Source organism: Streptomyces sp. 150FB (genome assembly GCF_000818195.1).
GTDB lineage: Bacteria > Actinomycetota > Actinomycetes > Streptomycetales > Streptomycetaceae > Streptomyces.
The window spans coordinates 2,158,088-2,180,419 of sequence record NZ_JTHL01000001.1; the positions used below are offsets into that span (position 1 = coordinate 2,158,088).

The 22,332-nt window shown below is 71.1% G+C and carries 22 protein-coding genes, 1 pseudogene and 1 riboswitch; of the genes and pseudogenes, 10 read left to right on the forward strand and 13 right to left on the reverse strand.

Annotated elements, in window-relative coordinates; all coding sequences use genetic code 11:
- A pseudogene (locus tag QR77_RS48420) lies at nt 1–153 on the forward strand (NAD(P)/FAD-dependent oxidoreductase); the annotation flags it as partial.
- A 13-nt stretch (nt 154–166) separates the two neighbouring features.
- On the opposite strand, the gene QR77_RS08920 reads toward QR77_RS48420, so the two are convergent.
- From QR77_RS08920 to QR77_RS08940, 5 genes are all read right to left on the reverse strand, one after another.
- The gene (locus QR77_RS08920; protein WP_040020788.1) at nt 167–1,123 is read right to left on the reverse strand and encodes a hypothetical protein; all 957 of its coding nucleotides are present in this window, start codon (nt 1,121–1,123) and stop codon (nt 167–169) included.
- A gap of 51 nt (nt 1,124–1,174) precedes the next feature.
- Entirely contained in the window at nt 1,175–2,089 is a 915-nt protein-coding gene (metF, locus tag QR77_RS08925; protein ID WP_052488621.1) for a methylenetetrahydrofolate reductase [NAD(P)H], read from the reverse strand.
- Between the two features lie 168 nt (nt 2,090–2,257).
- The gene (gene thiE, locus QR77_RS08930) at nt 2,258–2,908 is read right to left on the reverse strand and encodes a thiamine phosphate synthase (protein ID WP_040020792.1); all 651 of its coding nucleotides are present in this window, start codon (nt 2,906–2,908) and stop codon (nt 2,258–2,260) included.
- Nucleotides 2,909–3,027: 119 nt separating this feature from the next.
- Nucleotides 3,028–3,393 carry an Rv2175c family DNA-binding protein gene (locus QR77_RS08935; RefSeq protein WP_040020797.1) on the reverse strand — a complete coding sequence of 122 codons (366 nt, stop codon included), beginning with the start codon at nt 3,391–3,393 and terminating at the stop codon, nt 3,028–3,030.
- 168 nt (nt 3,394–3,561) lie between these two features.
- Entirely contained in the window at nt 3,562–4,746 is a 1,185-nt protein-coding gene (locus tag QR77_RS08940; RefSeq protein ID WP_052489557.1) for an FAD-dependent oxidoreductase, read from the reverse strand.
- A gap of 170 nt (nt 4,747–4,916) precedes the next feature.
- Nucleotides 4,917–5,030, forward strand: a riboswitch (TPP riboswitch).
- On the opposite strand from QR77_RS08940, the gene thiO reads away from it, so the two are divergent.
- From thiO to QR77_RS08965, 5 genes are all read left to right on the forward strand, one after another.
- Nucleotides 5,028–6,359, forward strand: a complete 1,332-nt coding sequence (gene thiO / locus QR77_RS08945; RefSeq protein WP_078876558.1) for a glycine oxidase ThiO — start codon at nt 5,028–5,030, stop codon at nt 6,357–6,359. It overlaps the preceding riboswitch by 3 nt.
- Entirely contained in the window at nt 6,356–6,598 is a 243-nt protein-coding gene (gene thiS, locus QR77_RS08950) for a sulfur carrier protein ThiS (protein WP_052488622.1), read from the forward strand. Before thiO ends, thiS begins: the two co-directional genes overlap by 4 nt.
- A 6-nt stretch (nt 6,599–6,604) precedes the next feature.
- A complete protein-coding gene (locus tag QR77_RS08955; RefSeq protein WP_040020799.1) occupies nt 6,605–7,402 on the forward strand; it encodes a thiazole synthase in 798 nt (265 codons plus the stop codon).
- A 126-nt stretch (nt 7,403–7,528) separates the two neighbouring features.
- Nucleotides 7,529–9,499 carry a Stk1 family PASTA domain-containing Ser/Thr kinase gene (gene pknB / locus QR77_RS08960; protein ID WP_173476283.1) on the forward strand — a complete coding sequence of 657 codons (1,971 nt, stop codon included), beginning with the start codon at nt 7,529–7,531 and terminating at the stop codon, nt 9,497–9,499.
- A gap of 4 nt (nt 9,500–9,503) precedes the next feature.
- Nucleotides 9,504–10,415, forward strand: a complete 912-nt coding sequence (locus tag QR77_RS08965; RefSeq protein ID WP_052488623.1) for a deoxyribonuclease IV — start codon at nt 9,504–9,506, stop codon at nt 10,413–10,415.
- A 30-nt stretch (nt 10,416–10,445) separates the two neighbouring features.
- Here the strand turns inward: QR77_RS08965 and QR77_RS08970 are convergent, their stop codons facing one another.
- Nucleotides 10,446–11,078: a sulfite oxidase-like oxidoreductase gene (locus QR77_RS08970; protein WP_040020801.1), complete on the reverse strand. Its 633-nt coding sequence runs from the start codon at nt 11,076–11,078 to the stop codon at nt 10,446–10,448.
- A 151-nt stretch (nt 11,079–11,229) separates the two neighbouring features.
- On the opposite strand from QR77_RS08970, the gene bfr reads away from it, so the two are divergent.
- Nucleotides 11,230–11,709 carry a bacterioferritin gene (bfr, locus tag QR77_RS08975; RefSeq protein WP_040020802.1) on the forward strand — a complete coding sequence of 160 codons (480 nt, stop codon included), beginning with the start codon at nt 11,230–11,232 and terminating at the stop codon, nt 11,707–11,709.
- A 15-nt stretch (nt 11,710–11,724) separates the two neighbouring features.
- Here bfr and QR77_RS43365 read toward each other — a convergent pair whose 3' ends face one another.
- Entirely contained in the window at nt 11,725–12,039 is a 315-nt protein-coding gene (locus QR77_RS43365) for a (2Fe-2S)-binding protein (RefSeq protein WP_173476284.1), read from the reverse strand.
- Nucleotides 12,040–12,203: 164 nt separating this feature from the next.
- Nucleotides 12,204–13,556: a 3-deoxy-7-phosphoheptulonate synthase class II gene (locus QR77_RS08985; protein WP_040020805.1), complete on the reverse strand. Its 1,353-nt coding sequence runs from the start codon at nt 13,554–13,556 to the stop codon at nt 12,204–12,206.
- A gap of 256 nt (nt 13,557–13,812) precedes the next feature.
- Here QR77_RS08985 and QR77_RS08990 point away from each other — a divergent pair, with 256 nt between their 5' ends.
- The gene (locus tag QR77_RS08990) at nt 13,813–15,801 is read left to right on the forward strand and encodes a chorismate-binding protein (protein ID WP_052488624.1); all 1,989 of its coding nucleotides are present in this window, start codon (nt 13,813–13,815) and stop codon (nt 15,799–15,801) included.
- A gap of 55 nt (nt 15,802–15,856) precedes the next feature.
- Here the strand turns inward: QR77_RS08990 and QR77_RS08995 are convergent, their stop codons facing one another.
- From QR77_RS08995 to QR77_RS09010, 4 genes are all read right to left on the reverse strand, one after another.
- Nucleotides 15,857–16,885 (reverse strand): 6-phosphofructokinase, encoded by a 1,029-nt coding sequence (locus tag QR77_RS08995; protein WP_040020807.1) that lies wholly within the window; start codon nt 16,883–16,885, stop codon nt 15,857–15,859.
- A 152-nt stretch (nt 16,886–17,037) separates the two neighbouring features.
- Nucleotides 17,038–17,682 (reverse strand): response regulator transcription factor, encoded by a 645-nt coding sequence (locus QR77_RS09000; protein ID WP_040027574.1) that lies wholly within the window; start codon nt 17,680–17,682, stop codon nt 17,038–17,040.
- Nucleotides 17,683–17,768: 86 nt separating this feature from the next.
- A complete protein-coding gene (locus tag QR77_RS09005; RefSeq protein WP_040027575.1) occupies nt 17,769–19,010 on the reverse strand; it encodes a DUF5931 domain-containing protein in 1,242 nt (413 codons plus the stop codon).
- Between the two features lie 104 nt (nt 19,011–19,114).
- A complete protein-coding gene (locus tag QR77_RS09010) occupies nt 19,115–19,870 on the reverse strand; it encodes a lysophospholipid acyltransferase family protein (RefSeq protein WP_040027577.1) in 756 nt (251 codons plus the stop codon).
- 159 nt (nt 19,871–20,029) lie between these two features.
- Here QR77_RS09010 and QR77_RS09015 point away from each other — a divergent pair, with 159 nt between their 5' ends.
- Nucleotides 20,030–20,809 (forward strand): alpha/beta fold hydrolase, encoded by a 780-nt coding sequence (locus tag QR77_RS09015; protein WP_040020809.1) that lies wholly within the window; start codon nt 20,030–20,032, stop codon nt 20,807–20,809.
- On the forward strand, nt 20,802–21,440 hold the full coding sequence (locus tag QR77_RS09020; RefSeq protein WP_040020811.1) for a hypothetical protein: 639 nt from the start codon (nt 20,802–20,804) through the stop codon (nt 21,438–21,440). The genes QR77_RS09015 and QR77_RS09020 overlap by 8 nt, the downstream gene beginning before the upstream one ends.
- A gap of 110 nt (nt 21,441–21,550) precedes the next feature.
- Here the strand turns inward: QR77_RS09020 and QR77_RS09025 are convergent, their stop codons facing one another.
- Nucleotides 21,551–22,303 carry an endonuclease/exonuclease/phosphatase family protein gene (locus QR77_RS09025; RefSeq protein WP_040027578.1) on the reverse strand — a complete coding sequence of 251 codons (753 nt, stop codon included), beginning with the start codon at nt 22,301–22,303 and terminating at the stop codon, nt 21,551–21,553.
- Nucleotides 22,304–22,332: the final 29 nt, after the last annotated feature.

Genomic DNA, 22,332 nt, shown 5'->3' on the forward strand with positions numbered 1-22,332 from the left:
CTGCTGCGCCCGGCGAACACCACGCGCCTGTCGGGCCTGTACCTCGCGGGAGGCTGGGCGCATCCGGGCGGCGGACTGGCGCACGCCGGGATGTCAGGGGCGCTCGTCGCCGGACTGATCGTCGAAGGGGCGGACTTCCGGGGCTCGCGGTGAGCCCGACACACCGTCAGTACTGCTGCCGGCCGTTGTAGTTGGGGTCGTAGCCGTACGGGTCGGGGTTCTGCGGCGGCATCGGCGGGGTCCCCGAGGCGGCCGGGTCGCCCTCACGCTGCTGCGGGACCCAGACGCCGCCCGGCGGGGTGTCGCCGTACTCCTGGCCTGCCTGGCCCGGGTAGGGGTCGGCGTACTGCTGCTGGCCGCCGTAGTTGTCGTACCCGCCGTACTGCTGGCCGCCGGTCGTCGAGCCGATGTACGGGTCGGAGTAGGCGGCGTACTGCTGCTGGTTGTTGCCGTAGTCGTACTGCTGCGCGGCGTACGGGTCCTGGCCCGCGTACGCCGTCTGCGCCGCGTAGGCGTCCTGGCCCGCATAGGGCTCCTGGGTCGCGTAGGCGCCCTGGTCGGCCGGCTGGTCGTAGCCCGGGTAGGCGCCGTAACCGCCGTACTCACCGGGCTGGTTCGGCTGGGGGGCCGCCCCGGCCCGGGAGGCGGCGTAGGCGGCGTCGCTGTACACGCCGTACTGCCCGGTCTCGTCCGGCAGCGGCTCCGGCGCGTACACCGAGGCGCTCTCCTCGGGGGGCTGGAACGGCTCGGACTGTCCCGGCTGGTGCTGGTCGGACTGCCCCTGCTCGTACTCCAGATCGGAGACTTCGAGGCTGGGCTCCTGAGCGGCCGGCCGGGGAGCGCCCTTGCGCCTGCGGCTCTCGCCGGGGCTGCCGCCGAGCGCCCACCCGGTGGAGAAGCCGCGGCGGAAGGACAGGGTCACAAAGGTCTGGCCGGCGGCGAACGCGATCGCACCGAGCACGATGACGATGATGTTGGGCATCAGGACGCCGAGAACGACTCCCAGGAAGCCGGTGAAGGCGAGCGCGCGCCAGCGCAGCCGCGCCTTGTACTGCAACAGCACTTCACCCAGCAGCCACAGTGCCACGATGCCGAATGCGATGTAGAGGACCGTCCAGCCCATGCCCGCCCCTCTCCTGCGGCCGCCGCCCCGGGACAGGGCGGGTGCGGCCGGTCACGACTGCTCGTGCAGTCCGAGATTCTCGTAGATTTCGAGCGTCGCAGTGGAGTTGTTGAGTGTAATGAAGTGCAACCCAGGGACCCCCTCGGAGAGGAGCCGTGCGCAGAACTCCGTCGCGAACCCGATGCCAATGGAGCGTACAGCGGCTGGATCCTCCTTGGCCGAGAGGATCCGCTCTTTCAACTCGGGCGGGAAGACAGCCGTACTGAGCTTTCCCAGCCGTTCCAGTTGCTTCACGCTGGTGACCGGCATGATCTCGGGAATGATCGGGGTCGCGCAACCGGCTGCCTCCAGCCGGTCGCGGAGCCGCAGGTATCCGTCGGGGTCGAAGAACATCTGCGTGATCGCGTAATCGGCACCGGCGCGGCACTTGTCCACGAAGTGCCGGACGTCGGTGTCCCAGTCCGCCGAGCGCGGGTGCATCTCGGGGAAGGCGGCGACGCCGACGCAGAAATCGCCGGACTCCTTGATCAGCCGGACCAGTTCGGCGGCGTACCTCACACCCTCCGGGTGCGCGGTCCACTCCCCCATGGGGTCGCCGGGCGGATCGCCGCGCACGGCCAGGATGTTGCGGATGCCGGCGTCCGCGTACTGCCCGACCATGTTGCGCAGGTCGGCGACGGACTGGCCGACCGCCGTGAGATGGGCGACCGGGGTGAGCGTGGTGTCGGCGGCGATCTGCTCGGTCGCCCTGACCGTGCCTTCCCGGGTGGATCCGCCGGCGCCGTAGGTGACGGAGACGAAGCTCGGCGGCACCGATTCGATCCTGCGCAGCGCGTTCCAGAGGTTGCGCTCGCCCTTCTCGGTCTTGGGCGCCCAGAACTCGAAGGAGTACGTGGGGCCGGACGCGAGCAGGTCACGCACGGTCGGCGCGTGATCCGTCCTGGTCGAAGCTGTACCGGAAGCCATAGGTGCAGGTTAACGAGGTGCCGCCGCTACCCCAAGCGAACCGGGGATTTCCCGGCGGCCGTGAGCGGGATCACCGGCCCCGGAGCGCGATCAGGGCACGCGGTCGCAGCACACGGTGACAGCACGCGGTCACACCGCGCCGTCACACCGCACGGTCACAGCCCGCCGTCACAGCGCACGCTCCCTGACGCGCTTGGCCAGCGCCGCCGTCGCCGCCGCCGGATCAGCGGCCTGGGTGATGGCCCGCACGACGACGACCCGGCGGGCACCCGCGTCGAGCACCTCGTCGAGGTTCCCGGCGTCGATGCCGCCGATCGCGAACCACGGACGCTCCGTGCCCAGCGAGGCGGCGAACCGTACGAGGCCGAGCCCCGGCGCGTGCCGCCCCGGCTTGGTCGGGGTCGGCCAGCAGGGACCGGTGCAGAAGTAGTCCACCCCCGGCTCGGCGACGGCGGCCTCCACCTCGGACTCCGCGTGGGTGGAGCGGCCTATGAGCACGTCGTCCCCGAGAATCGCGCGGGCCGCCCTGACCGGCAGGTCGCCCTGCCCGAGGTGCAGTACGTCGGAGCCGATCGCGTGCGCCACATCCGCCCGGTCGTTGACCGCGAGGAGCTTTCCGTGCCGGCGGCAGGCGTCGGCGAAGAACTGGAGGTGGTCCAGCTCCTCCGCCGCCTCCAGGCCCTTGTCACGCAACTGCACGATGTCCACACCCGAGGCGAGCACGGCGTCGAGGAACTCCGGCAGATCGCCCTGCTCCTTGCGCGCGTCGGTGCACAGGTAGAGACGGGCGTCGGAAAGGGCGGTGCGAGCCGTGGACATGGGTTGTTCCCCCCGGTGGGACGGTTCTGTCGGTGGTGGGACGGCGTCCTTCGGTGCGGGGGTACGGGGTCACACGCGCGCCGCGCGCGCCACCCCGCACCACCCGGGCGGGAAGGCCGTCAGACGGCGAGCGCCTGGGCCCGGCGCTTCACCTCCGTGCCACGATTCTCGCTGAGCGCCTGCGCCGGCGTGCCGGGCAGGCTCGGGTCGGGGGTGAAGAGCCACTCCAGCATCTCTTCGTCACTCCAGCCGTCGTCCCGCAGGAGCGTCAGGGTCCCGGCGAGACCCTTGACGACCTTGCCGCCGTCGATGAAGGCGGCGGGCACCTGGAGCGCGCGATTCTCACCGCGGCGCACCGCGATGAGCTGGCCTTCCTTCACCAACTGCCGGACGCGCGTCACCTGGACATCGAAGATTTCGGCGATGTCGGGCAGGTGAAGCCACTCGGGGACGAGAGCATCGATCTTTACGTCAATCTCGGTCACAGGAACAAGCCTGCCATCCCGGACTGACAGACGGTACCCGGGACCACGGAGAGTGGCCGTCAAGGAACTGTTCGGGAGCCGCAGGAAGGGCGATGCGGAAAGCAGCCGGGGAGGCGCCGGAGAAGCGCGGGAGCCGCGGAAAAGCCCCGCTCGCTCAGGCCCCGGAGATCACAGTGCCGCTTTCCTGAGCGGTACGCCGGGGTCGGCGGCGAGCCCGGCATTCAGCCGAGCCCCCGCCTCGATCAGCTTGCGGCCCTGCGCCAGGTCACGGGGCCTGCCGACGGCCAGCAGCGCCACCATGACGTCCTCCCTGAGCCACACCACGGACCAGGCGGCGCCCGCCGGGTCGCCGCGCCACACCAGGGTGTCGGCAGCCGCGTGGTGGCCCGCGTACTGCACGAAACGCCCGAACTGCTCGGACCAGAAGTACGGCACGGGGTCGTAGACCCGTTCGGTCTCCCCGACGATCTGCGCGGCGACGGTGCGCGGCCCTTGCAGCGCGTTGTCCCAGTGGTGCACGAGCAGCCGTGTCCCGTAGCGCCCGCTGGGGAAGGAAGCGCAGTCCCCGACGGCGTACACGTCGGGCAGCGAGGTACGCAGCCGCGCGTCGGCGGTGACCGAGCCGTCCTGGCCGAGGAGGATGCCGGAGCCCGCCAGCCAGCCCGTCGCCGGGCGCGCGCCGATCCCGACGACCACGGCTCCGGCGGGCAGCTCCCGCCCGTCGGCCAGGGTCACCGCGCCGGGGCGCACCCCGCTGACCCGGGTACGGGTGAGCAGTTCGGCGCCGCTCTCCGCGTACCAGTCGGCCATCGGAGCGGTGACCTCGGCGGGCAGCGCGGCGGCGAGCGGCCGGTCGGCGGCCTCCACGACGGTCACCGCGCACCCGGCCTCGCGGGCCGCCGTCGCGAACTCCGCCCCGATCCAGCCGGCGCCGATGACCACGACCTCGTGCTGCTCGGCGAGCACGGGACGCAGCCGCTCGGCGTCGTCGAGCGTGCGCAGCAGATGGACCCCTTCGACTCCTTCGGAGCCGGGCAGCCCGATGGGCTCGGCGCCGGAGGCGATCACCAGGATGTCGTACGGGACGGGCCCGGCGGCGGTATCGACCTCCCGCTCCCCGGGGCGCAGTCCTGTGACGGTGAGACCGAGGCGCAGCTCGACGGAGAGCGCGTCGAAATCTATGTCGAAGGCGGAGTGCTCGGCGGTGCCGAGGAGGATCGCCTTGGAGAGCGGGGGCCGGTCGTACGGCGGGTGCGGCTCGGCGCCGATCAGGGTCACGGGCCCCCGGAAGCCGCCCTCCCGGAGGGCCACCGCGGCCTGAACGCCCGCCATTCCGGCCCCCACCACGACCACATGGGGCTGCTCCGAACGGTGGGCCGGGTGGTGCGCTGACTGCTCGTCCGCCGGGTGGTCCGCCTGCTGCTCGCTCACACACTCACCTTAGGGCGTTTCCGGGCGTCGCCCCGTCGAGCGCCGGACACTCCCTTACGGCGCGGCCCCACCGGGCGTTAGTCTGACCGGAGCAACTACCTCGCGGGAGCCCGGACGCACCGGGCTGAGAGGGAGGCCGAAGCAGCCTCCGACCGTACGAACCTGATCCGGGTCATGCCGGCGAAGGGAGGGGCTGGACGCCCATGCAGTCATCTCATCCGTCCCGTCAGAAAGCCCGCCAGGAAGCGCGACAGGAAGCCCGTCAGCAACCTGTTCCGGGCTCACCTCAGGAATCCGGGTCCGGCTCCGACGTCCTTGTCGTCGGCGGCGGCATCATCGGCCTGGTCGTCGCCTGGCGTGCGGCGCAGCAGGGGCTGCGCACCGCTGTGGCCGATCCCGAGCCGGGCGGTGGTGCGGCGCAGGTCGCCGCCGGCATGCTGGCCGCCGTCACCGAACTCCACTACGGCGAACAGACGCTGCTGGGGCTCAATCTGGCCTCCGTACGCCGCTATCCCGACTTCGTCGGCGAGTTGGAGGAGGCGAGCGGCCGGGACACCGGCTACCGCGCCTGCGGCACCCTCGCCGTCGCGCTCGACTCGGACGACCGGGCGCATCTGCGTGAACTGCACGCGCTCCAGCAGGGTTCGGGGCTGATGTCGGAGTGGCTCACCGGACGCGAGTGCCGGCGTCTGGAGCCGATGCTCGCGCCCGGCGTACGCGGGGGTCTGCGCGTCGACGGCGACCACCAGATCGACCCGCGCAGACTGACGGCGGCCCTCCTGACGGCGTGCGAGCGCGCCGGGGTGGTCTTCCACCGTGCCCCGGCCGACCGGCTCTCGGTCGTACGGGACCGGGCCGTGGGGGCCGTGCTCGCCGGCGGGCGCGCGCTCGCCGCCGACCAGGTGGTCCTGGCGGCCGGCAGCCTCAGCGGGAAGCTGGCGGGGGTGCCCGCCGACGTACTGCCGCCGGTACGGCCCGTGAAGGGCCAGATCCTGCGGCTGACCGTGCCGCGCGCGTACGCGCCCTTCCTGTCCAGGACCGTACGAGCCGTGGTGCGCGGCAGCCAGGTCTATCTGGTGCCGCGCGAGAACGGCGAACTGGTCGTCGGCGCCACCACGGAGGAGATGGGCTGGGACACCACGGTCACCGCCGGTGGTGTGTACGAGCTGCTCCGCGACGCCCACGAGCTGGTCCCCGGCATCACCGAACTGCCGCTGACCGAGACCCGCGCCGGCCTGCGCCCGGGGTCGCCCGACAACGCGCCGCTCCTCGGCCCCACCGCCCTCCCCGGCCTGCATCTGGCCACCGGCCATCACCGCAACGGTGTCCTGCTGACCCCGGTGACGGGCGATGTGATGGCCACCGTGCTGACCACGGGCGCGCTTCCCGAGGAGGCACTCGCCTTCTCCCCCCTGCGCTTCTCCGCCGGCGCGACCCCCGGACCCGCGCCCGCCCCCGCTTCCGAATCAGCCTCAGCCTCGACGTCAGCTTCAGCTTCAGCCTCCGCTTCCGCACGTCAGGAGCAGCTCGCATGACCACCGTGAACAAGGACGCCCAGAACCCCGCCGACACCGTCTCCATCTCCGTCAACGGCGAACCCCGCGCCCTCGCCCCCGCCACCACGCTCGACGTACTGGTCGCCGCCCTCACCCCGGCGCCCTCCGGGGTCGCCGCCGCCGTCAACGAGACCGTCGTACCGCGCGGCCACTGGCCGGTGACCGTCCTCGGCGACGGTGACCGGGTGGAGGTCCTCACCGCGGTCCAGGGAGGCTGATCCCGCATGGCCGACGACAGGCTCACCATCGGCGACTCCACCTTCAACTCCCGGCTGATCATGGGTACGGGCGGCGCGCCCAGTCTCGACGTGCTGGAACGGTCCCTGATCGCGTCCGGCACCGAACTCACCACCGTCGCGATGCGGCGCCTCGACCCCACCGTCCAGGGCACCGTGCTGTCGGTGCTCGACAAGCTGGGCATCCGCGCCCTGCCCAACACGGCGGGCTGTTTCACGGCGGGCGAGGCGGTGCTGACCGCGCGGCTCGCGCGTGAGGCGCTCGGTACGGACTGGATCAAGCTGGAGGTCATCGGCGACGAGCGCACCCTGCTCCCCGACCCGGTCGAGCTGCTCGAAGCGGCGGAGACGCTGGTCGACGACGGCTTCACCGTCCTGCCGTACACGAGCGACGACCCCGTCCTGGCCAGGAAACTCCAGGACGTGGGCTGCGCCGCGATCATGCCGCTCGGCTCACCGATCGGCTCCGGCCTCGGCATCCGTAATCCGCACAACTTCCAGCTCATCGTGGAGCACGCGCAGGTGCCGGTGATCCTGGACGCGGGCGCCGGCACGGCGTCGGACGCGGCGCTCGCCATGGAGCTGGGCTGCGCCGCCGTGATGCTCGCCTCGGCGGTGACGCGTGCGCAGGAGCCGGTACTGATGGCCGAGGCGATGCGGCACGGTGTGGAGGCGGGCCGGCTCGCCTGGCGCGGGGGGCGCATCCCGCGCCGCCACTTCGCGGAGGCGTCGTCCCCGGCGGAGGGCCTGGCGGCGTTCGATCCGGAGCGCCCGGCGTTCTCCTGAGCGGGCCCGGGGTGCCCCGTACGGGGTACTTCTGAGACATCACGGACCGGGAACGGGCTGTCACAGGTGTGCTTCAGCTCGGTCGGCGGCTTCGGGAGTGTCCGCCGCTGCTCGTAGACTCGCCCCGTGGATACGACCCTCAAGGACCCGGACCCGATGGTCGGGCAGGTGCTCGACGGCCGCTACCGCGTCGACGCGCGCATCGCCGTCGGTGGCATGGCCACGGTCTACCGGGCCGTCGACACCCGGCTCGACAGGGTCCTCGCCCTCAAGGTGATGCACCCGGCCCTCGCCGCCGACGCCACTTTCGTGGAGCGCTTCATCCGCGAGGCCAAGTCCGTCGCACGGCTCTCGCACCCCAATGTGGTCGGGGTCTTCGACCAGGGCGCCGAGGGCGCGTACGTCTATCTGGCCATGGAGTACGTCGCCGGCTGCACGCTCCGCGACGTCCTGCGCCAGCGCGGCGCGCTCCAGCCCCGGGCCGCGCTGGACATCCTGGAGCCGGTGCTCGCCGCGCTCGGCGCCGCTCACCGCGCCGGGTTCGTCCACCGGGACATGAAGCCGGAGAACGTCCTGATAGGGGATGACGGCCGGGTCAAGGTGGCGGACTTCGGCCTCGTACGGGCCGTGGGCGATGTCACCAGCACCACCGGCACGGTCCTCGGAACGGTGTCGTACCTCGCACCCGAGCAGATCGAGTACGGCACGTCCGACACCCGTGTCGACGTGTACGCGTCCGGGGTCGTGCTGCACGAGATGCTGACCGGCGCCAAGCCGCACACCGGGGACACCCCCGCGCAGATCCTCTATCTGCATCTCAACGAGGACGTGCCCGCGCCGTCCGCCTCCGTCCCCGGTCTCGCCGCCGGGCTCGACCACCTGGTCGCGGCGGCCACGGCCCGTAACCCCGATGTGCGGCCGCACGACGCGGTGGCGCTGCTCGCGCTCGTACGCGAGACACGCGCCGCCCTCAGCGACGCGCAGCTCGACGCCGTACCGCCGGGGGCCAAGCCCGAACCGGCCAGACCGGCCCGTTCCGACGGGCGTACGGCGGTGATCCCGCGCATCCGTCCCATCGAGCCGACCGAGGACTACGCGGACGCCAGGAACTACGCACCCGCGGACAGCTACCCGCCCGCGAACCGCACCAGCAGGCTGGAGACGGTGGCGCCGGACAGTCCTTCGGCGCAGCGCCCGCCGCTCACCCGCCGCACACGGCGCGGTCTGATCGCGACGATCGTCGCTGTGCTGCTGGTGCTCGGGGTGGGCACCGGGGTCTGGTACATCAACTCGGGACAGTTCACCCGGGTCCCCTCCGTGCTGGGCCAGAGCGAACAGACCGCCAGGGGGCGCCTCGCCGACGCCGGGCTCGACGCGCGGATCAGCAAGGACTTCAGCGACACCTTCAAGCGCGGCACGGTCATGGGCACCGATCCGGAGCCCCGCACCCGGCTGCGCGGAAACGGGCCCGTCACGCTCGTCATCTCGCGCGGCCCCGAGATCGTCACCGTGCCCGACCTGGCCGGCGAGTCGCTCGCCGACGCCAGGGCCGCGCTCAAGAAGGCCGGTCTCGGCTCCGGGATCGTCACGCACGCCTTCGACGACGACATCCCGCAGGGGACGGTGGTCAGCTCGAAGCCCGGCGCCGGCGCCGAAACGCGGCCGGACTCCGGGGTGGCGCTCGTCGTGAGCAAGGGCAGCCCGGTCGACGTCCCCGATGTGACCGGTGAGCCGGTGGACAACGCGACCTCTGAGCTGAAGGACGCGGGGCTCAAGGTCAGGATCGCGCCGACCCAGGTGCACTCCCCCGAGGACGCGGGCGAGGTCGCCAAGCAGTCCACTGCGGAGGGCTCCCAGCTCGCGCGCGGCGACACCATCACGCTGACGGTGTCCAAGGGTCCCCAGCTCATCTCCGTACCGGATGTGACGGGCCAGAAGGTCGCCGACGCACAGAGCCGCCTCGAAGGCGCCGGCTTCACCGTCCATGTGAGCCGGGGCTTCCCGTTCCTGGACGACACGGTCACCGACCAGTCCGTCAAGGGCGGCGACAAGGCGCCCGAGGGCAGCGAGATCACCATCAAGACCAAGGGGCTCTAGGTCCATGGGGTCCACACCATCCACGCGGTCGACGCTTTCCAGGCGGTCGGCGCTTTCCACGCGCAACCCCGTCGGCGGGCATGTGCCGGTCGCCGGAGGGCTGGCGTCGACCGGCCTGGCGTACGCGCGCGAGCTGGGCGCCGAGGCCGTCCAGGTCTTCGCGGCGAACCCGCGCGGCTGGGCCACGCCCGCCGGGAACCCCGTGCAGGACGAGCGGTTCCTCGCCGAGTGCGCGGCCGAGGGCATCCCCGCCTACGTGCACGCGCCCTACCTGATCAACTTCGGCTCCGGCACCGAGGCGACCGCCGAGCTGTCGGTGGGGTCCCTGCGGCACAGCTTGCGGCGTGGCCGGGAGATCGGCGCGCTCGGCGTGGTCGTCCATACGGGGTCGGCGACCGGGGGCAGGACCCGCGGGACCGCTCTCGCGCAGGTGCGGGAGCTGATGCTGCCGCTGCTGGACGAGCTGACCCACGACGACGATCCGTTCCTGCTGCTGGAGTCGACCGCGGGACAGGGTTTCTCGCTCTGCTCACGGACCTGGGACTTCGGCCCGTACTTCGAGGCGCTCGACTCGCACCCCAAGCTGGGCGTCTGCCTCGACACCTGCCACATCTTCGCGGCCGGGCACGATCTCACGGGCCCCGGCGGGATGGGGCGGACGCTGGACCTGCTGGTGGAGAGCGTCGGCCCGGACCGGCTCAAGCTGATCCACGCCAACGACTCGAAGGACGTGGCCGGGGCCCACAAGGACCGTCACGAGAACATCGGCGCGGGGCACATCGGCGAGGAGCCGTTCCGCGAGCTGTTCTCGCATCCGGCGACGGCGGGTGTCCCGCTGATCCTGGAGACCCCTGGCGGCAAGGAAGGGCATACGACGGATGTGAAGCGGCTGAAGAGGCTGCGCGACGGCGACTGAGGCACCGGCCGCTGCCCTGCCGCTGCCCGCCTACAGCTCCGGGCCGTCCCCCGGGACCTCCTGGTAGGAGTAGCGCTGCTCCGCCCACGGGTCGCCGACGTTGTGGTAGCCGCGCTCCTCCCAGAAGCCACGGCGGTCGGCCGTCATGTACTCCACGCCCCGGACCCATTTGGGCCCCTTCCAGGCATAGAGATGCGGCACGACGAGACGCAGCGGGAAGCCGTGCTCGGCCGTGAGCAGTTCGCCGTCCTTGTGGGTGGCGAAGATCGTACGGTCGGCCATGAAGTCGGTGAGCCGCAGGTTGGAGCTGAAGCCGTACTCGGCCCAGACCATGACATGGGTGACGTCCGGGGCCGGCGGGGCCAGCTCCAGCAGCGTACGGGTGGACACGCCGCCCCATTCGGCCCCGCGCATGCTGAATTTCGTCACACAGTGCAGGTCGGCGACGACCGACGTGAAGGGCAGCGCCGAGAAATCCTCGTGTTTCCAGCAGCGCTTCTCGGTGTCGGCGGTCGCGCCGAAGACCCGGAATTCCCAGCGGTCCGGCTTGAACTTCGGTACGGGCCCGTAGTGGGTCACCGGCCAGCCGCGCTGTAGCCGCTGCCCCGGCGGAAGCTCGGACTGTCCCGACTCCCAGCGCTCCCGGCTCTCCGGCTCACCCATGGCCTCAATGGTGACAGACCGGGAGGGGTGGTCATGACCAGGTCGAGAATAATTCGGGGCAAGTACCACTAAGGCGCCACTTACTGGACGACCCTCCGGTGCGGTGCGAGGATTCGGCCACTTGCCTCCCCCCACGGAAGGAGCCTCCCCGATGCAGGGTGATCCCGAGGTCCTTGAGTTTCTCAATGAACAGCTCACCGCCGAACTGACCGCGATCAACCAGTACTTCCTGCACGCGAAGATGCAGGAGAACTTCGGCTGGGCAAAGCTCGCGAAGTACACCCGCGCCGAGTCGTTCGACGAGATGAGGCACGCGGAGCTGCTGACCGACCGGATTCTGTTCCTGGAGGGGCTGCCGAACTACCAGCGGCTCTTCCATGTACGGGTCGGCCAGACGGTCACCGAGATGTTCCGGGCCGATCGCGAGGTCGAGGTCGAGGCCATCGACCGGCTCAGGCGCGGGATCGACGTCATGCGCTCCAAGGGCGACCACACGTCCAAGGGCATCTTCGAATCGATCCTGAAGGACGAGGAGCACCACATCGACTATCTCGAAACCCAGCTCGACCTGCTCGACAAGCTCGGTGAGCCGCTCTACATCGCGCAGGTGATCAAGCAGCCGGACAGCTAGGGCGCATCCGACGGGTCAGGCGGCTTCGCCCAGGCCCGGCGACAGCGGTTCCGGCGCGGAGGTCCCAGCGGTGGGGATTCCGGCGGCGGGCATTCCGGTGGCGGGCATTCCGGTGGCGGGCATTCCGGCGAGCCCGGACGCGCCCTGTTCGAGCAGTTCGCGGCGCGGGCAGCCGCCCCGGCCGAGAAGCGACTGGATGCGGCGTACGCACGAACCGCAGTCGGTGCCCGCCTTGCTGGCCGAGGCGATCTCGCGCGGGGTGCACGCTCCGGCGTCCGCGTGTTCCTTGACCTGCTTCTCGGTGATGCCGAAGCACGAGCAGACGTACACGCGGTTCGCCTCCGGCCGGATCGTTGGCGGGCACCGTCCCCGACGCTTCGGTGAGGCTAACCTAACTTAACCCACGCCTCCGCGCGACGACAGCCCCACCGACGCCGGTGGGGCGCGGATCACATCGATCCGCGCCCCACAAGGTTCTGCTCGCTCCTACCGGGCTACTGGGCGCGGTACATCTCGGCGACCAGGAACGCCAGGTCCAGCGACTGGCTGCGGTTGAGGCGCGGGTCGCAGGCCGTCTCGTAGCGCTGGTGCAGATCGTCCACGAAGATCTCGTCGCCGCCGCCCACGCACTCGGTGACGTCGTCGCCGGTCAGCTCCATGTGGATACCGCCCGGGTGGGTGCCGAGGGCCTTGTGGACCTCGAAGAAGCCCTTCACCTCGTCGAGCACGTCGTCGAAGCGCCGGGTCTTGTGTCCCGAGGCCGCCTCGAAGGTGTTGCCGTGCATGGGGTCGCAGATCCAGGCGACCTGCGCGCCGGAAGCCGTGACCTTCTCGACCAGTTCGGGGAGCTTGTCCCTGACCTTGTCGGCGCCCATCCGGACGATGAAGGTCAGCCGGCCGGGCTCGCGGTGCGGGTCGAGACGCTCGATGTAGCTGAGCGCCTCGTCGACCTTGGTGGTCGGGCCCAGCTTGACGCCGATCGGGTTGCTGATCTTCGAGGCGAACTCGATGTGCGCGCCGTCGAGCTGACGGGTGCGCTCACCGATCCAGACCATATGGCCGGACACGTCGTACAGATCGCCCGTACGGGAGTCGACGCGGGTCAGCGCGGTCTCGTAGTCGAGCAGCAGCGCCTCGTGCGAGGAGAAGAACTCGACCGTGCGGAACTCGGCCGGGTCGGTGCCCGCCGCCTTCATGAAGTTCAGCGCGTTGTCGATCTCGCGGGCGAGGTGCTCGTAGCGCTGTCCGGACGGCGACGACTTCACGAAGTCCTGGTTCCAGGCGTGCACCTGGCGCAGGTCGGCGTAGCCGCCGGTGGTGAAGGCGCGGACGAGGTTGAGCGTCGCCGCCGACGCGTTGTACATCCGCTTCAGCCGCTCGGGGTCCGGGATGCGGGACTTCTCGTCGAAGGCGAAGCCGTTGACGGAGTCGCCCCGGTACGTGGGGAGCGTCACCCCGCCGCGGGTCTCGGTGGGCTTGGAGCGCGGCTTCGAGTACTGTCCGGCGATCCGCCCGACCTTCACGACGGGCACGGATGCCGCGTAGGTGAGGATGGCGCCCATCTGGAGCAGCGTCTTCAGCTTGCCGCGGATGTGCTCGGCGGACACGCCGTCGAAGGCCTCCGCGCAGTCGCCGCCCTGGAGCAGGAACGCCTCGCCCTTGGCGACGGCCCCCATCCTGGTCCGGAGCTGGTCGCACTCGCCCGCGAAGACGAGCGGCGGATAGGTCTCCAGCTCTGCCACGACCTCGCGCAGAGCCGCCGGGTCCGGATACTCCGGCTGCTGGGCAGCCGGGAGGTCCTGCCAGGTGGGCACATAGGTCGCGGAGTTCTCAGCGTTCACGGTCACGGACGCAAGGTTACGGGGTCGCGGGGCGTGACAGGGGAGCGGCTCACAGTATGAAACGCGGCACATGCGTTATCGTTCGCCGTATGTTCGCGCATTCGAATCCGATCTGGTGGTGGACCGCTCGTCCGGCGGCCCACTGATTCACGCGCGCATCACGAATCTCGAAGGCCGCCCGAGGGGCGGCCTTCAGTTTTTCCCCGGGTCGATGCCCGGCGGATGAGGCGGGCCGTTCCTCCCAGCAGAAGGAACGCCTCCCATGACCTCTCCGGACCGACACCACTCCCCTGACCCCGCGGCGCCCGACGGCGCTCGGCTCGACGCGCTCCTCGACCGCCTCCTGGACGACGGCTGCCCGCCGTTCGCCCTGCTGCGTCGGCGTACCCCGGGCCGCGACCACGACACCGTGGAACTCCTGATCGGGCCCGTGAGCGAAGCGGCCCGGCTCGCCGACCTCCCCGCCGGCGAGGGGACGACGGCGCTCGCCCTCGTCCCGTACCGGCAGATCAGGGAGCGCGGCTTCGACGCCCGCGACGACGGGACGCCGCTGTCCGTGCTGGTCGCCGACGAGACGTACGAACTGCCGCTGTCCGCCGTCCTCGACCGGCTGCCCGCCCATGACGTACGGGTCGAGGACGGCGCGTTCGACCTCGACGACGCGAGGTACGAGGACATCGTGCGGCGGGTCGTCGAGGACGAGATCGGCCGGGGCGAGGGGGCGAACTTCGTCATCCGGCGCACCTTCGAGGGCCGTGTCCCGGGCTTCGGCCGCGCCGACGCCCTCGCACTCTTCCGCCGCCTGCTGACCTCCGAGCGCGGGGCGTACTGGACGTTCGTCGTACACACCGGGGAGCGGACCCTCGTCGGGGCCAGCCCCGAGGTCCATGTCCGGATGAGCGGCGGGACCGTCGTGATGAACCCGATCGCCGGGACCTTCCGCTATCCGCCCGGCGGGCCGACGCCCGAGGGGCTGCTCACCTTCCTCGGCGACCGCAAGGAGACCGAGGAGCTGTCCATGGTCGTCGACGAGGAGCTGAAGATGATGTGCACCGTCGGCGACCGGGGCGGGGTGGTGATCGGCCCCCGGCTCAGGGAGATGGCGCATCTCGCGCACACGGAGTACGAGTTGCGCGGCCGGTCCTCGCTCGATGTGCGGGAGGTGCTCAGGGAGACGATGTTCGCAGCGACCGTCACCGGGTCCCCCGTGCAGAACGCGTGCCGGGTCATCGAGCGCCACGAGACGACCGGTCGCGGCTACTATTCGGGCGCGCTGGCGCTCATCGGCCGGGACGCCGGCGGCGCCCAGACCCTCGACTCCCCCATCCTGATCCGTACCGCCGACATCGACAGCGCGGGCGGGCTGCGGCTGGGCGTCGGTGCCACGCTCGTACGCCACTCGGACCCGGCGAGCGAGGTCGCCGAGACACACGCCAAGGCGGCGGGTGTGCTGGCCGCGCTCGGCGTACGCCCCGGGCGGCCGGGCGCCGAGTCCGAGCGCCCGAGGCTGGCGGACGACGCCCGGGTGCGGGCGGCGCTGGACGCCAGGCGAGAGCGTCTCGCGCCGTTCTGGCTGCGGATGCGCACCGAGCCCGCTTCGCTGACCGGTCACGCGCTGGTCGTCGACGGCGAGGACACCTTCACCTCGATGCTCGCCCACCTGCTGCGGTCCTCGGGCCTGGAGGTGACCGTACGGCGCTACGACGAGCCCGGCCTGCGCGCGGCGGTGCGTGCGCACGAGGGTCCCGTGGTGCTCGGTCCGGGGCCCGGCGACCCGGCGGACGCCGGGAATCCGAAGATGCGGCTGCTGCGCTCGCTCGCCGCCGAGCTGATCGGCGAGCGGCGGCAGGGAGTGCTCGGGGTCTGCCTCGGCCATGAGCTGATCGCGGCGGAACTGGGCCTGGGGACCGTACGCAAGCGCGTCCCTTACCAGGGCGCGCAGACCGCGATCAGCCTCTTCGGCCGGGAGGAGACCGTCGGCTTCTACAACAGCTTCACCGCGCACTGCGACGAGGCGGCCGCCGACGAACTGGCCGCGCACGGCGTGGAGGTGAGCCGCGACGAGGCGAGCGGGGAGGTGCACGCGCTGCGCGGGCCCGGCTTCGCCTCGGTGCAGTTCCACCCCGAGTCGGTGCTGACGCTGAACGGGCCGGCGGTCGTCGCCGGGCTGCTGGCGGATGTGATGGGGACGGGTGCCCAGGACTCCGGAGTGAAGGGCGCCTGCCGTACGAATGCCCGAACTCCCCGCTGACGTACGGGCGGTGGGGCCCCGGGCCGCCGCCCCGGGGCCCCGCCGTCCGGCGGCTTCAGCCGAAGAAGACGCCGACCTCGGCGTACAACTCGGGTTGTACGGTCTTCAGTTCGGCGATCGCCTCCGAGATCGGCACCCGCACGATGTCCGTCCCGCGCAGCGCGACCATCTTCCCGAAGTCGCCGTCCCTGACCGCCTCGATCGCGTGCAGCCCGAACCGGGTGGCCAGCCAGCGGTCGAACGCGCTCGGTGTGCCGCCCCGCTGCACATGGCCGAGGACCGTGGTCCTGGCCTCCTTGCCCGTACGCTTCTCGATCTCCTTGGCCAGCCACTCACCGACCCCGGAGAGCCGGACATGCCCGTACGAGTCGAGCGTGCCGTCCTTGATGACCACCTCGCCGTCCTTCGGCATCGCGCCCTCGGCGACCACGACGATCGGCGCGTACGAGGCCTTGAAACGCGACGTCACCCAGGCGCAGACCTGGTCGACGTCGAAGCGCTGCTCGGGGATCAGGATGACGTTGGCGCCGCCGGCCAGGCCCGAGTGCAGCGCTATCCAGCCCGCGTGCCGCCCCATCACCTCGCAGACGAGGACGCGCATATGGGATTCGGCGGTGGTGTGCAGCCGGTCGATCGCCTCGGTCGCGATGCCGACGGCCGTGTCGAATCCGAAGGTGTAGTCGGTCGCCGACAGGTCGTTGTCGATGGTTTTCGGGACCCCGACGCAGGGCACGCCGTGCTCGTCGCCGAGCGTGGCGGCGACCCCGAGCGTGTCCTCGCCGCCTATCACGATGAGCGAATCGACACCGAGAGCGGCGAGGTTGTCCTTGATGCGCCGGACGCCGTCCCGCGCCTTGAGCGGATTGGTGCGCGAGGAGCCGAGGATGGTGCCGCCGCGCGGCAGGATGCCGCGTACGGCCGGGATGTCGAGCTGTACCGTTTCGCCTTCGAGCGCCCCGCGCCAGCCGTCCCGGAACCCGGTGAAGGAACAGCCGTACTCCTGGGCGCCTTTGCGGACGATCGCGCGGATGACCGCGTTGAGTCCGGGGCAGTCGCCGCCCCCGGTCAGTACTCCGACTCGCACGGAAAACACGTCCCTTCGCCGTCGGTGACTTCGACCGACCGGCGCCACGGTGACGTGACACAGGTCACTCCTGCATGGTGCGCAGGGTGAATTCCGTTGCGCCAGAGGCCGGTTGAAGGTGTTTTCACCGGATGTGCGGGGGCGGGCGGACGTCAGGCGTCGTCGAGACCGCGCTCGATCGCGTATCGCACCAGCTCCACGCGGTTGTGGAGCTGGAGCTTGCCGAGCGTGTTCTGTACGTGGTTCTGCACGGTGCGGTGCGAGATGACGAGGCGCTCGGCGATCTGCTTGTACGAAAGGCCCTTGGCGACCAGTCGCAGCACCTCGGTCTCGCGGTCGGTGAGCCGGGGCGCGCCGGGCTCACCGGAGGCGGCGGGCACGGGGTCGGACGCGAGCCTGCGGTACTCGCCGAGCACCAGCCCGGCGAGCCCCGGCGTGAAGACCGGATCGCCCGCCGCCGTACGACGTACCGCGTCCGTCAGGTCCTGCGTACTGGCCGACTTGAGCAGATAGCCGGTGGCGCCCGACTTCACCGCCTCCAGTACGTCGGCGTGCTCGCCGCTCGCCGAGAGCACCAGGACACGCAGCCCGGGATGGGAGCCGACCAGCTCCTTGCAGACCTGAACGCCGGGCATTCCGGGCAGGTTGAGGTCGAGGACCATCACCTGCGGGGTGGTGGCCTGCGCGCGGCGCACCGCCTGCGGGCCGTCCCCCGCGGTCGCCACGACGTCGAATCCCGACGCTTCGAGGTCGCGGGCGACCGCGTCCCGCCACATCGGGTGGTCGTCGACCACCATCACCCTTATCGGGTGGCCGGTGTCCGCCGTACCCGTTTTCCTGTCGGTGCGGGCGCTCAGGTCCGCCCGGTCGGTCATACGCTCGGTCATCTCTCCGCTGCCTTCCCCCGTAGAGCCTTCGGTCGTGGAACTCTCAACTCGACCTCGGTGCCCTGGCCCGGCACCGAAATCACCTCGGCCTTCCCGCCGAGTTCGCGCAGCCGCCCGCGGATCGAAAGGGCGACACCGAGGCGTCCCTCCCCCTCGGCCTGGGCGAGCCGGCCCTCGGGGATGCCGGGGCCGTCGTCCCGTACGGTCACGATCACCTCGTCCGGCCAGTCCTCGACCAGGATCCAGGCGTTCGCGTCCGCACCGGCGTGCTTGCGGACATTGTCCAACGCGGCACTGACAGCCGCCGTCAGCTCCATGGCGGCGGCCGGCGCCAGCAGCACAGGGGCGCCCGGCTCGGCGAAGGTGACCCGCGAGTTGGTGAACGGCGCGAGCAGCGAACGCAGATCGCACGGCTCGACACCGGCCCGCTTGCCCCGGCCCAGCGGGCAGTCCAGATCGAGGGAGCGGACGGTGGCCTCGTACGCCGCGTCCTGCGAGGCGCGCGCTGTCGGCACGAGTCCGCTGGAGACGAGCGTACGCAGCGCGACCTCCTGCTCCCCCGCCATCCTTCCCAGCTCCTCGGCCTCGCCGCCGAGGGCCGTACCGCGCCGCTGCACCATCGCGAGCACCTGGAGCACGCTGTCGTGGATGTCGCGTGCCAGCCGCTCCCGTTCGCGGGTCGTGGCCTCGATCTCCAGGGCGCGGGCGAGGGTACGTTCGGAGGCGCGGGCGACCTCGACGACGTAGCCGATGGCGATGGAGGCGACCCAGACGAGCAGCACGTTGTGCAGGGTGTCCCTGCCGGGGTCCCCGCGCTCGACGAGGTCGGCGACGGCGACGAACGACGAAGCCACACAGGCCCAGCGCCAGCCGCCCTTGATGGCGAAGGCGAGCACGGGTCCCGCGGCCCAGATCGACGGGAGCGTCGGGCCGTCGACGTGCTGGGCCTGCGCGTCCGCCAGCCCGGTGATCAGGATGCCTACGACGGCGATGGTCAGATCGGCGGCGAGGAAACGCCGGGTACAGCTCACGGCGTTCGCCACGCTGGGGAGGGTGACGAGGGTCCAGACGGCGAGAACCGCGAGGTAGCCGACGGCGACCCAGGGGTGCTCGTAGGTGTCGCGCGCGTAGACGAAGAGCAGGACCGCGTACACCATGGTCAAGATGCGATAAGCGGTCAGTGCGTGCCACAGCGGCTGTTCCACGGACATTCGGACAACCCGCGTACGTCTCGCCATGTAATCCCCCATTTTTTAACGGTCCGGTTCACCTCCGGAGCGCTTCATGCCGCCGGCCGTCCATGGGCCTGACTCCCCTGACAGCGGCGCGCGCCCCTCCCATGTCACTTACCGGCGGCCGGGGTGTGCCCGGTCGTCCCCCCGGCTTTGGCACGGGCGTCCGCCTCGGCCTTCGCCGCGTCCGCGATGCGGCGCTTGGCCGCCGTCGCGTAGATGTCGACGTACTCCTGGCCGGACAGCTTCATGATCTCGTACATGACCTCGTCGGTCACCGACCGGAGGATGAACCGGTCGCCCTCCATGCCCTGGTAGCGGCTGAAGTCCAGCGGCTTGCCGATCCTGATCCCCGGCCGCATCAGCTTGGGCATCACCTTGCCCGGCGGCTGGATCTTCTCCGTGTCGATCATCGCGACCGGGATCACCGGCGCCCCCGAGGCGAGCGCGACGCGGGCCAGGCCGCCCGGCTTGCCCCGGTAGAGGCGGCCGTCGGGCGAGCGGGTGCCCTCGGGGTAGATGCCGAACAGCTCACCGCTCTCCAGGACCTTGACCCCGCTGTTGATCGCCGCCTCACCCGCGCCGCGCGCTCCCGAGCGGTCCACCGGGAGCTGTCCCACGCCCTTGAAGAAGGCCGCGGTGAGCTTGCCCTTGATGCCCGGCGAGGTGAAGTACTCGGCCTTGGCGATGAAGACGACCTTGCGGTCGAGCACGGCCGGCAGGAAGAACGAGTCCGAGAACGACAGATGGTTGCTCGCGAGGATCGCCGGACCCTCGGCGGGAATGTTCTCGATGCCCTCCACCCAGGGCCTGAAGGCAAGCTTCAGCGAGCCGCCGATGGAGAACTTCATGGCGCCGTAGATCAACTCGAATGCCTCCTGTGCTGTCCGCCCGACCTTAACGTGTGGCGGCGCGGCGTCCACCGTGTCCGGAGCCCTGCGGATCTGGTCGGTGTCGGTCCGGTCGCGTACGGTGAAGTACACCTTCGCAGAGCCACGCGAACACTTCACGAACAGGAGACGCCGGTGCCGGTCCTTCCTGGAGCCGAGCCGTACCGCCACGAGGGCGGTGAGATCGGCGTACTCCTCTGTCACGGGTTCACCGGGTCTCCGCAGTCGCTGCGCCCCTGGGCCCGCCATCTCGCGGCACGCGACCTGTCGGTGTCCCTGCCGCTGCTCCCCGGGCACGGCACCCGCTGGCAGGACATGCAGATCACCGGCTGGCGCGACTGGTACGCGGAGGTGGACAGGGCCTTCGGGGAGCTGCGCGAGCGGTGCGAGCGGGTCTTCGTCTTCGGCCTGTCGATGGGCGGGGCGCTCGCGCTGCGGCTCGCCGAGAAGCACGGTACGGAGATCAGCGGGGTCGTCGTGGTGAACCCCGCGATCAAGCTGCACGGTGCGGGTGCCCGCGTCCTGCCGGTCCTGCGGCATCTCGTCCCCACCGTGAAGGGGATCGCGAGTGACATCGCGAAGGAGGGCAACCACGAGTTGGGGTACGGACGGGTACCGCTGCACGCGGCGTATTCGATGAGTACGTTCTACCGTCTGGTGGACGCGGCGCTGCCCCAGGTGACCCAGCCGCTGCTGCTGTTGCACAGCCCCAGGGACCACGTGGTGCCGCCCGCCGACTCGGCCCGGATCCTCTCCCGCGTCTCCTCGACGGATGTCCGGGAGGTCTTGTTGGAACAGAGCTACCACGTGGCGACGTTGGACCATGACGCGGAGCGGATTTTCGAGGAGAGTCACGCGTTCATCGGCCGCCTCGCTCCGAGTGTCGGGAAGAAGGGGAGCACCACCGGTGGCTGAGCATGACGCGGACCGCGAGCCGCAGCCGATCGACGAGGACGCGGCATGGGCGGCGATCGTCGCCGGGTACGGGGAGGAGCCGGCGGATCCGCCGGGCGCCAAGCCGTTCAAATCGGTGGACGATCTCGCCGTGCTGGAGAGCGAGCGGAACAAGTCGACGCCGGACGGGCCGGACGCCGGGTCCCCGGCCGAGTCCGGTTCGGAGGCCACCGGCCAGGAGAGCGCCGCCGAGCCCGACACCAAGGACGACAAGCCGTCCCGGGGTGGTGGGGCGCTCGGTGGTTCGGTCGTCTTCGCGCCGGGCATCGGCGGCCCCCGGGACTACGAGCCGTCCGTGCCCGAGGATGGCACGTCCTTCGACGACGAGGACGATGAGGACGACGAGGGGCATTTCGTACCGCCGGAGCCGCCGTCCCTGCCGGAGGCCGACGCCACGGCCAAGTTCGCCTGGCTCGGGGTCATCGGCGGTCCCGTGCTGTTCCTGGCGTCGATCCTGCTCCAGTGGGACATGACGTGGTGGCTCAGCGCGGTCTGTATCGGCGGTTTCCTGGGCGGCTTCGCCACCCTGGTGGGGCGGATGCGCAATGACGACGAAGAGGACGACGACCCGGGGCGCGGCGCGGTGGTCTGAGCGGGACGCGGGATACGGGAAGCGGGGTCGGCCCCGGCGCTGGAGATTTGGTACGCGGGGCCGCGCTCGGTCCCGCGTACCGTACGCGGCACTCAGGCCGTACGTACCGCTCAGGCGGCCGGGAAGCGCAGGACCGCCAGCACCGGCAGGTGGTCCGTCGCCGCCTTCAAGTCCTGCTCGCTGACGCCCGGCAGGCCGTGCGGGACCCCGCAGCCGAGCACCTCGACGCCCTCGCTCGTGAAGACCGCGTCGATGCGCTGCCGGGGATCGCGCGGCGTCGACGTGTGCTCGCCGCCCCACGGCTCGACGGCCCAGGCATCCTTGAGCTGGTCGGCGAGCAGCGCGAAGCTGGGGCCCTCGGGACGCTCATTGATGTCACCGGCCAGCACGCTGTGCGGGGCGCCCATCGACTTCAGCCGGGCGAGCGCCGCCTTGGCCTGTGCCTGGCGCTCATCGCCGCGCAGGCTCAGATGGCAGCTCAGCACGCCGATCCGGGCAGCCCCGAACCGTACGACGGCGGTCGCGAAACCGCGCCGGTGCAGGCCGGGGGTCCGGGGCAGCAGTACGTCCTCGGTCCGCTCCACGGTGGCGCGCAGCGAACACAGCAGCAGCGGTCCGGCCGCCGGGGCGCCACCACCGAGCACCACCAGGTCGGTCGCCATGGCCAGCCTGGACGCGTACTTGCGCCAGCGGAAGAAGCGCGGTGCTTCCTGGACGAAGACCAGGTCGGGCGCGCACGCCCGGATCACGCGCGCCAGCGCGGCGCTGTCGTCGCGCATCGAGCGGATGTTGTAGCTGAGGACCCGGACCACGGCCGAACCGTCCGGCTCGGTACGGGAGTCGGGCAGTGGGGGCATCACCATGCGGATCAAGATACGGGACGCGATGACCA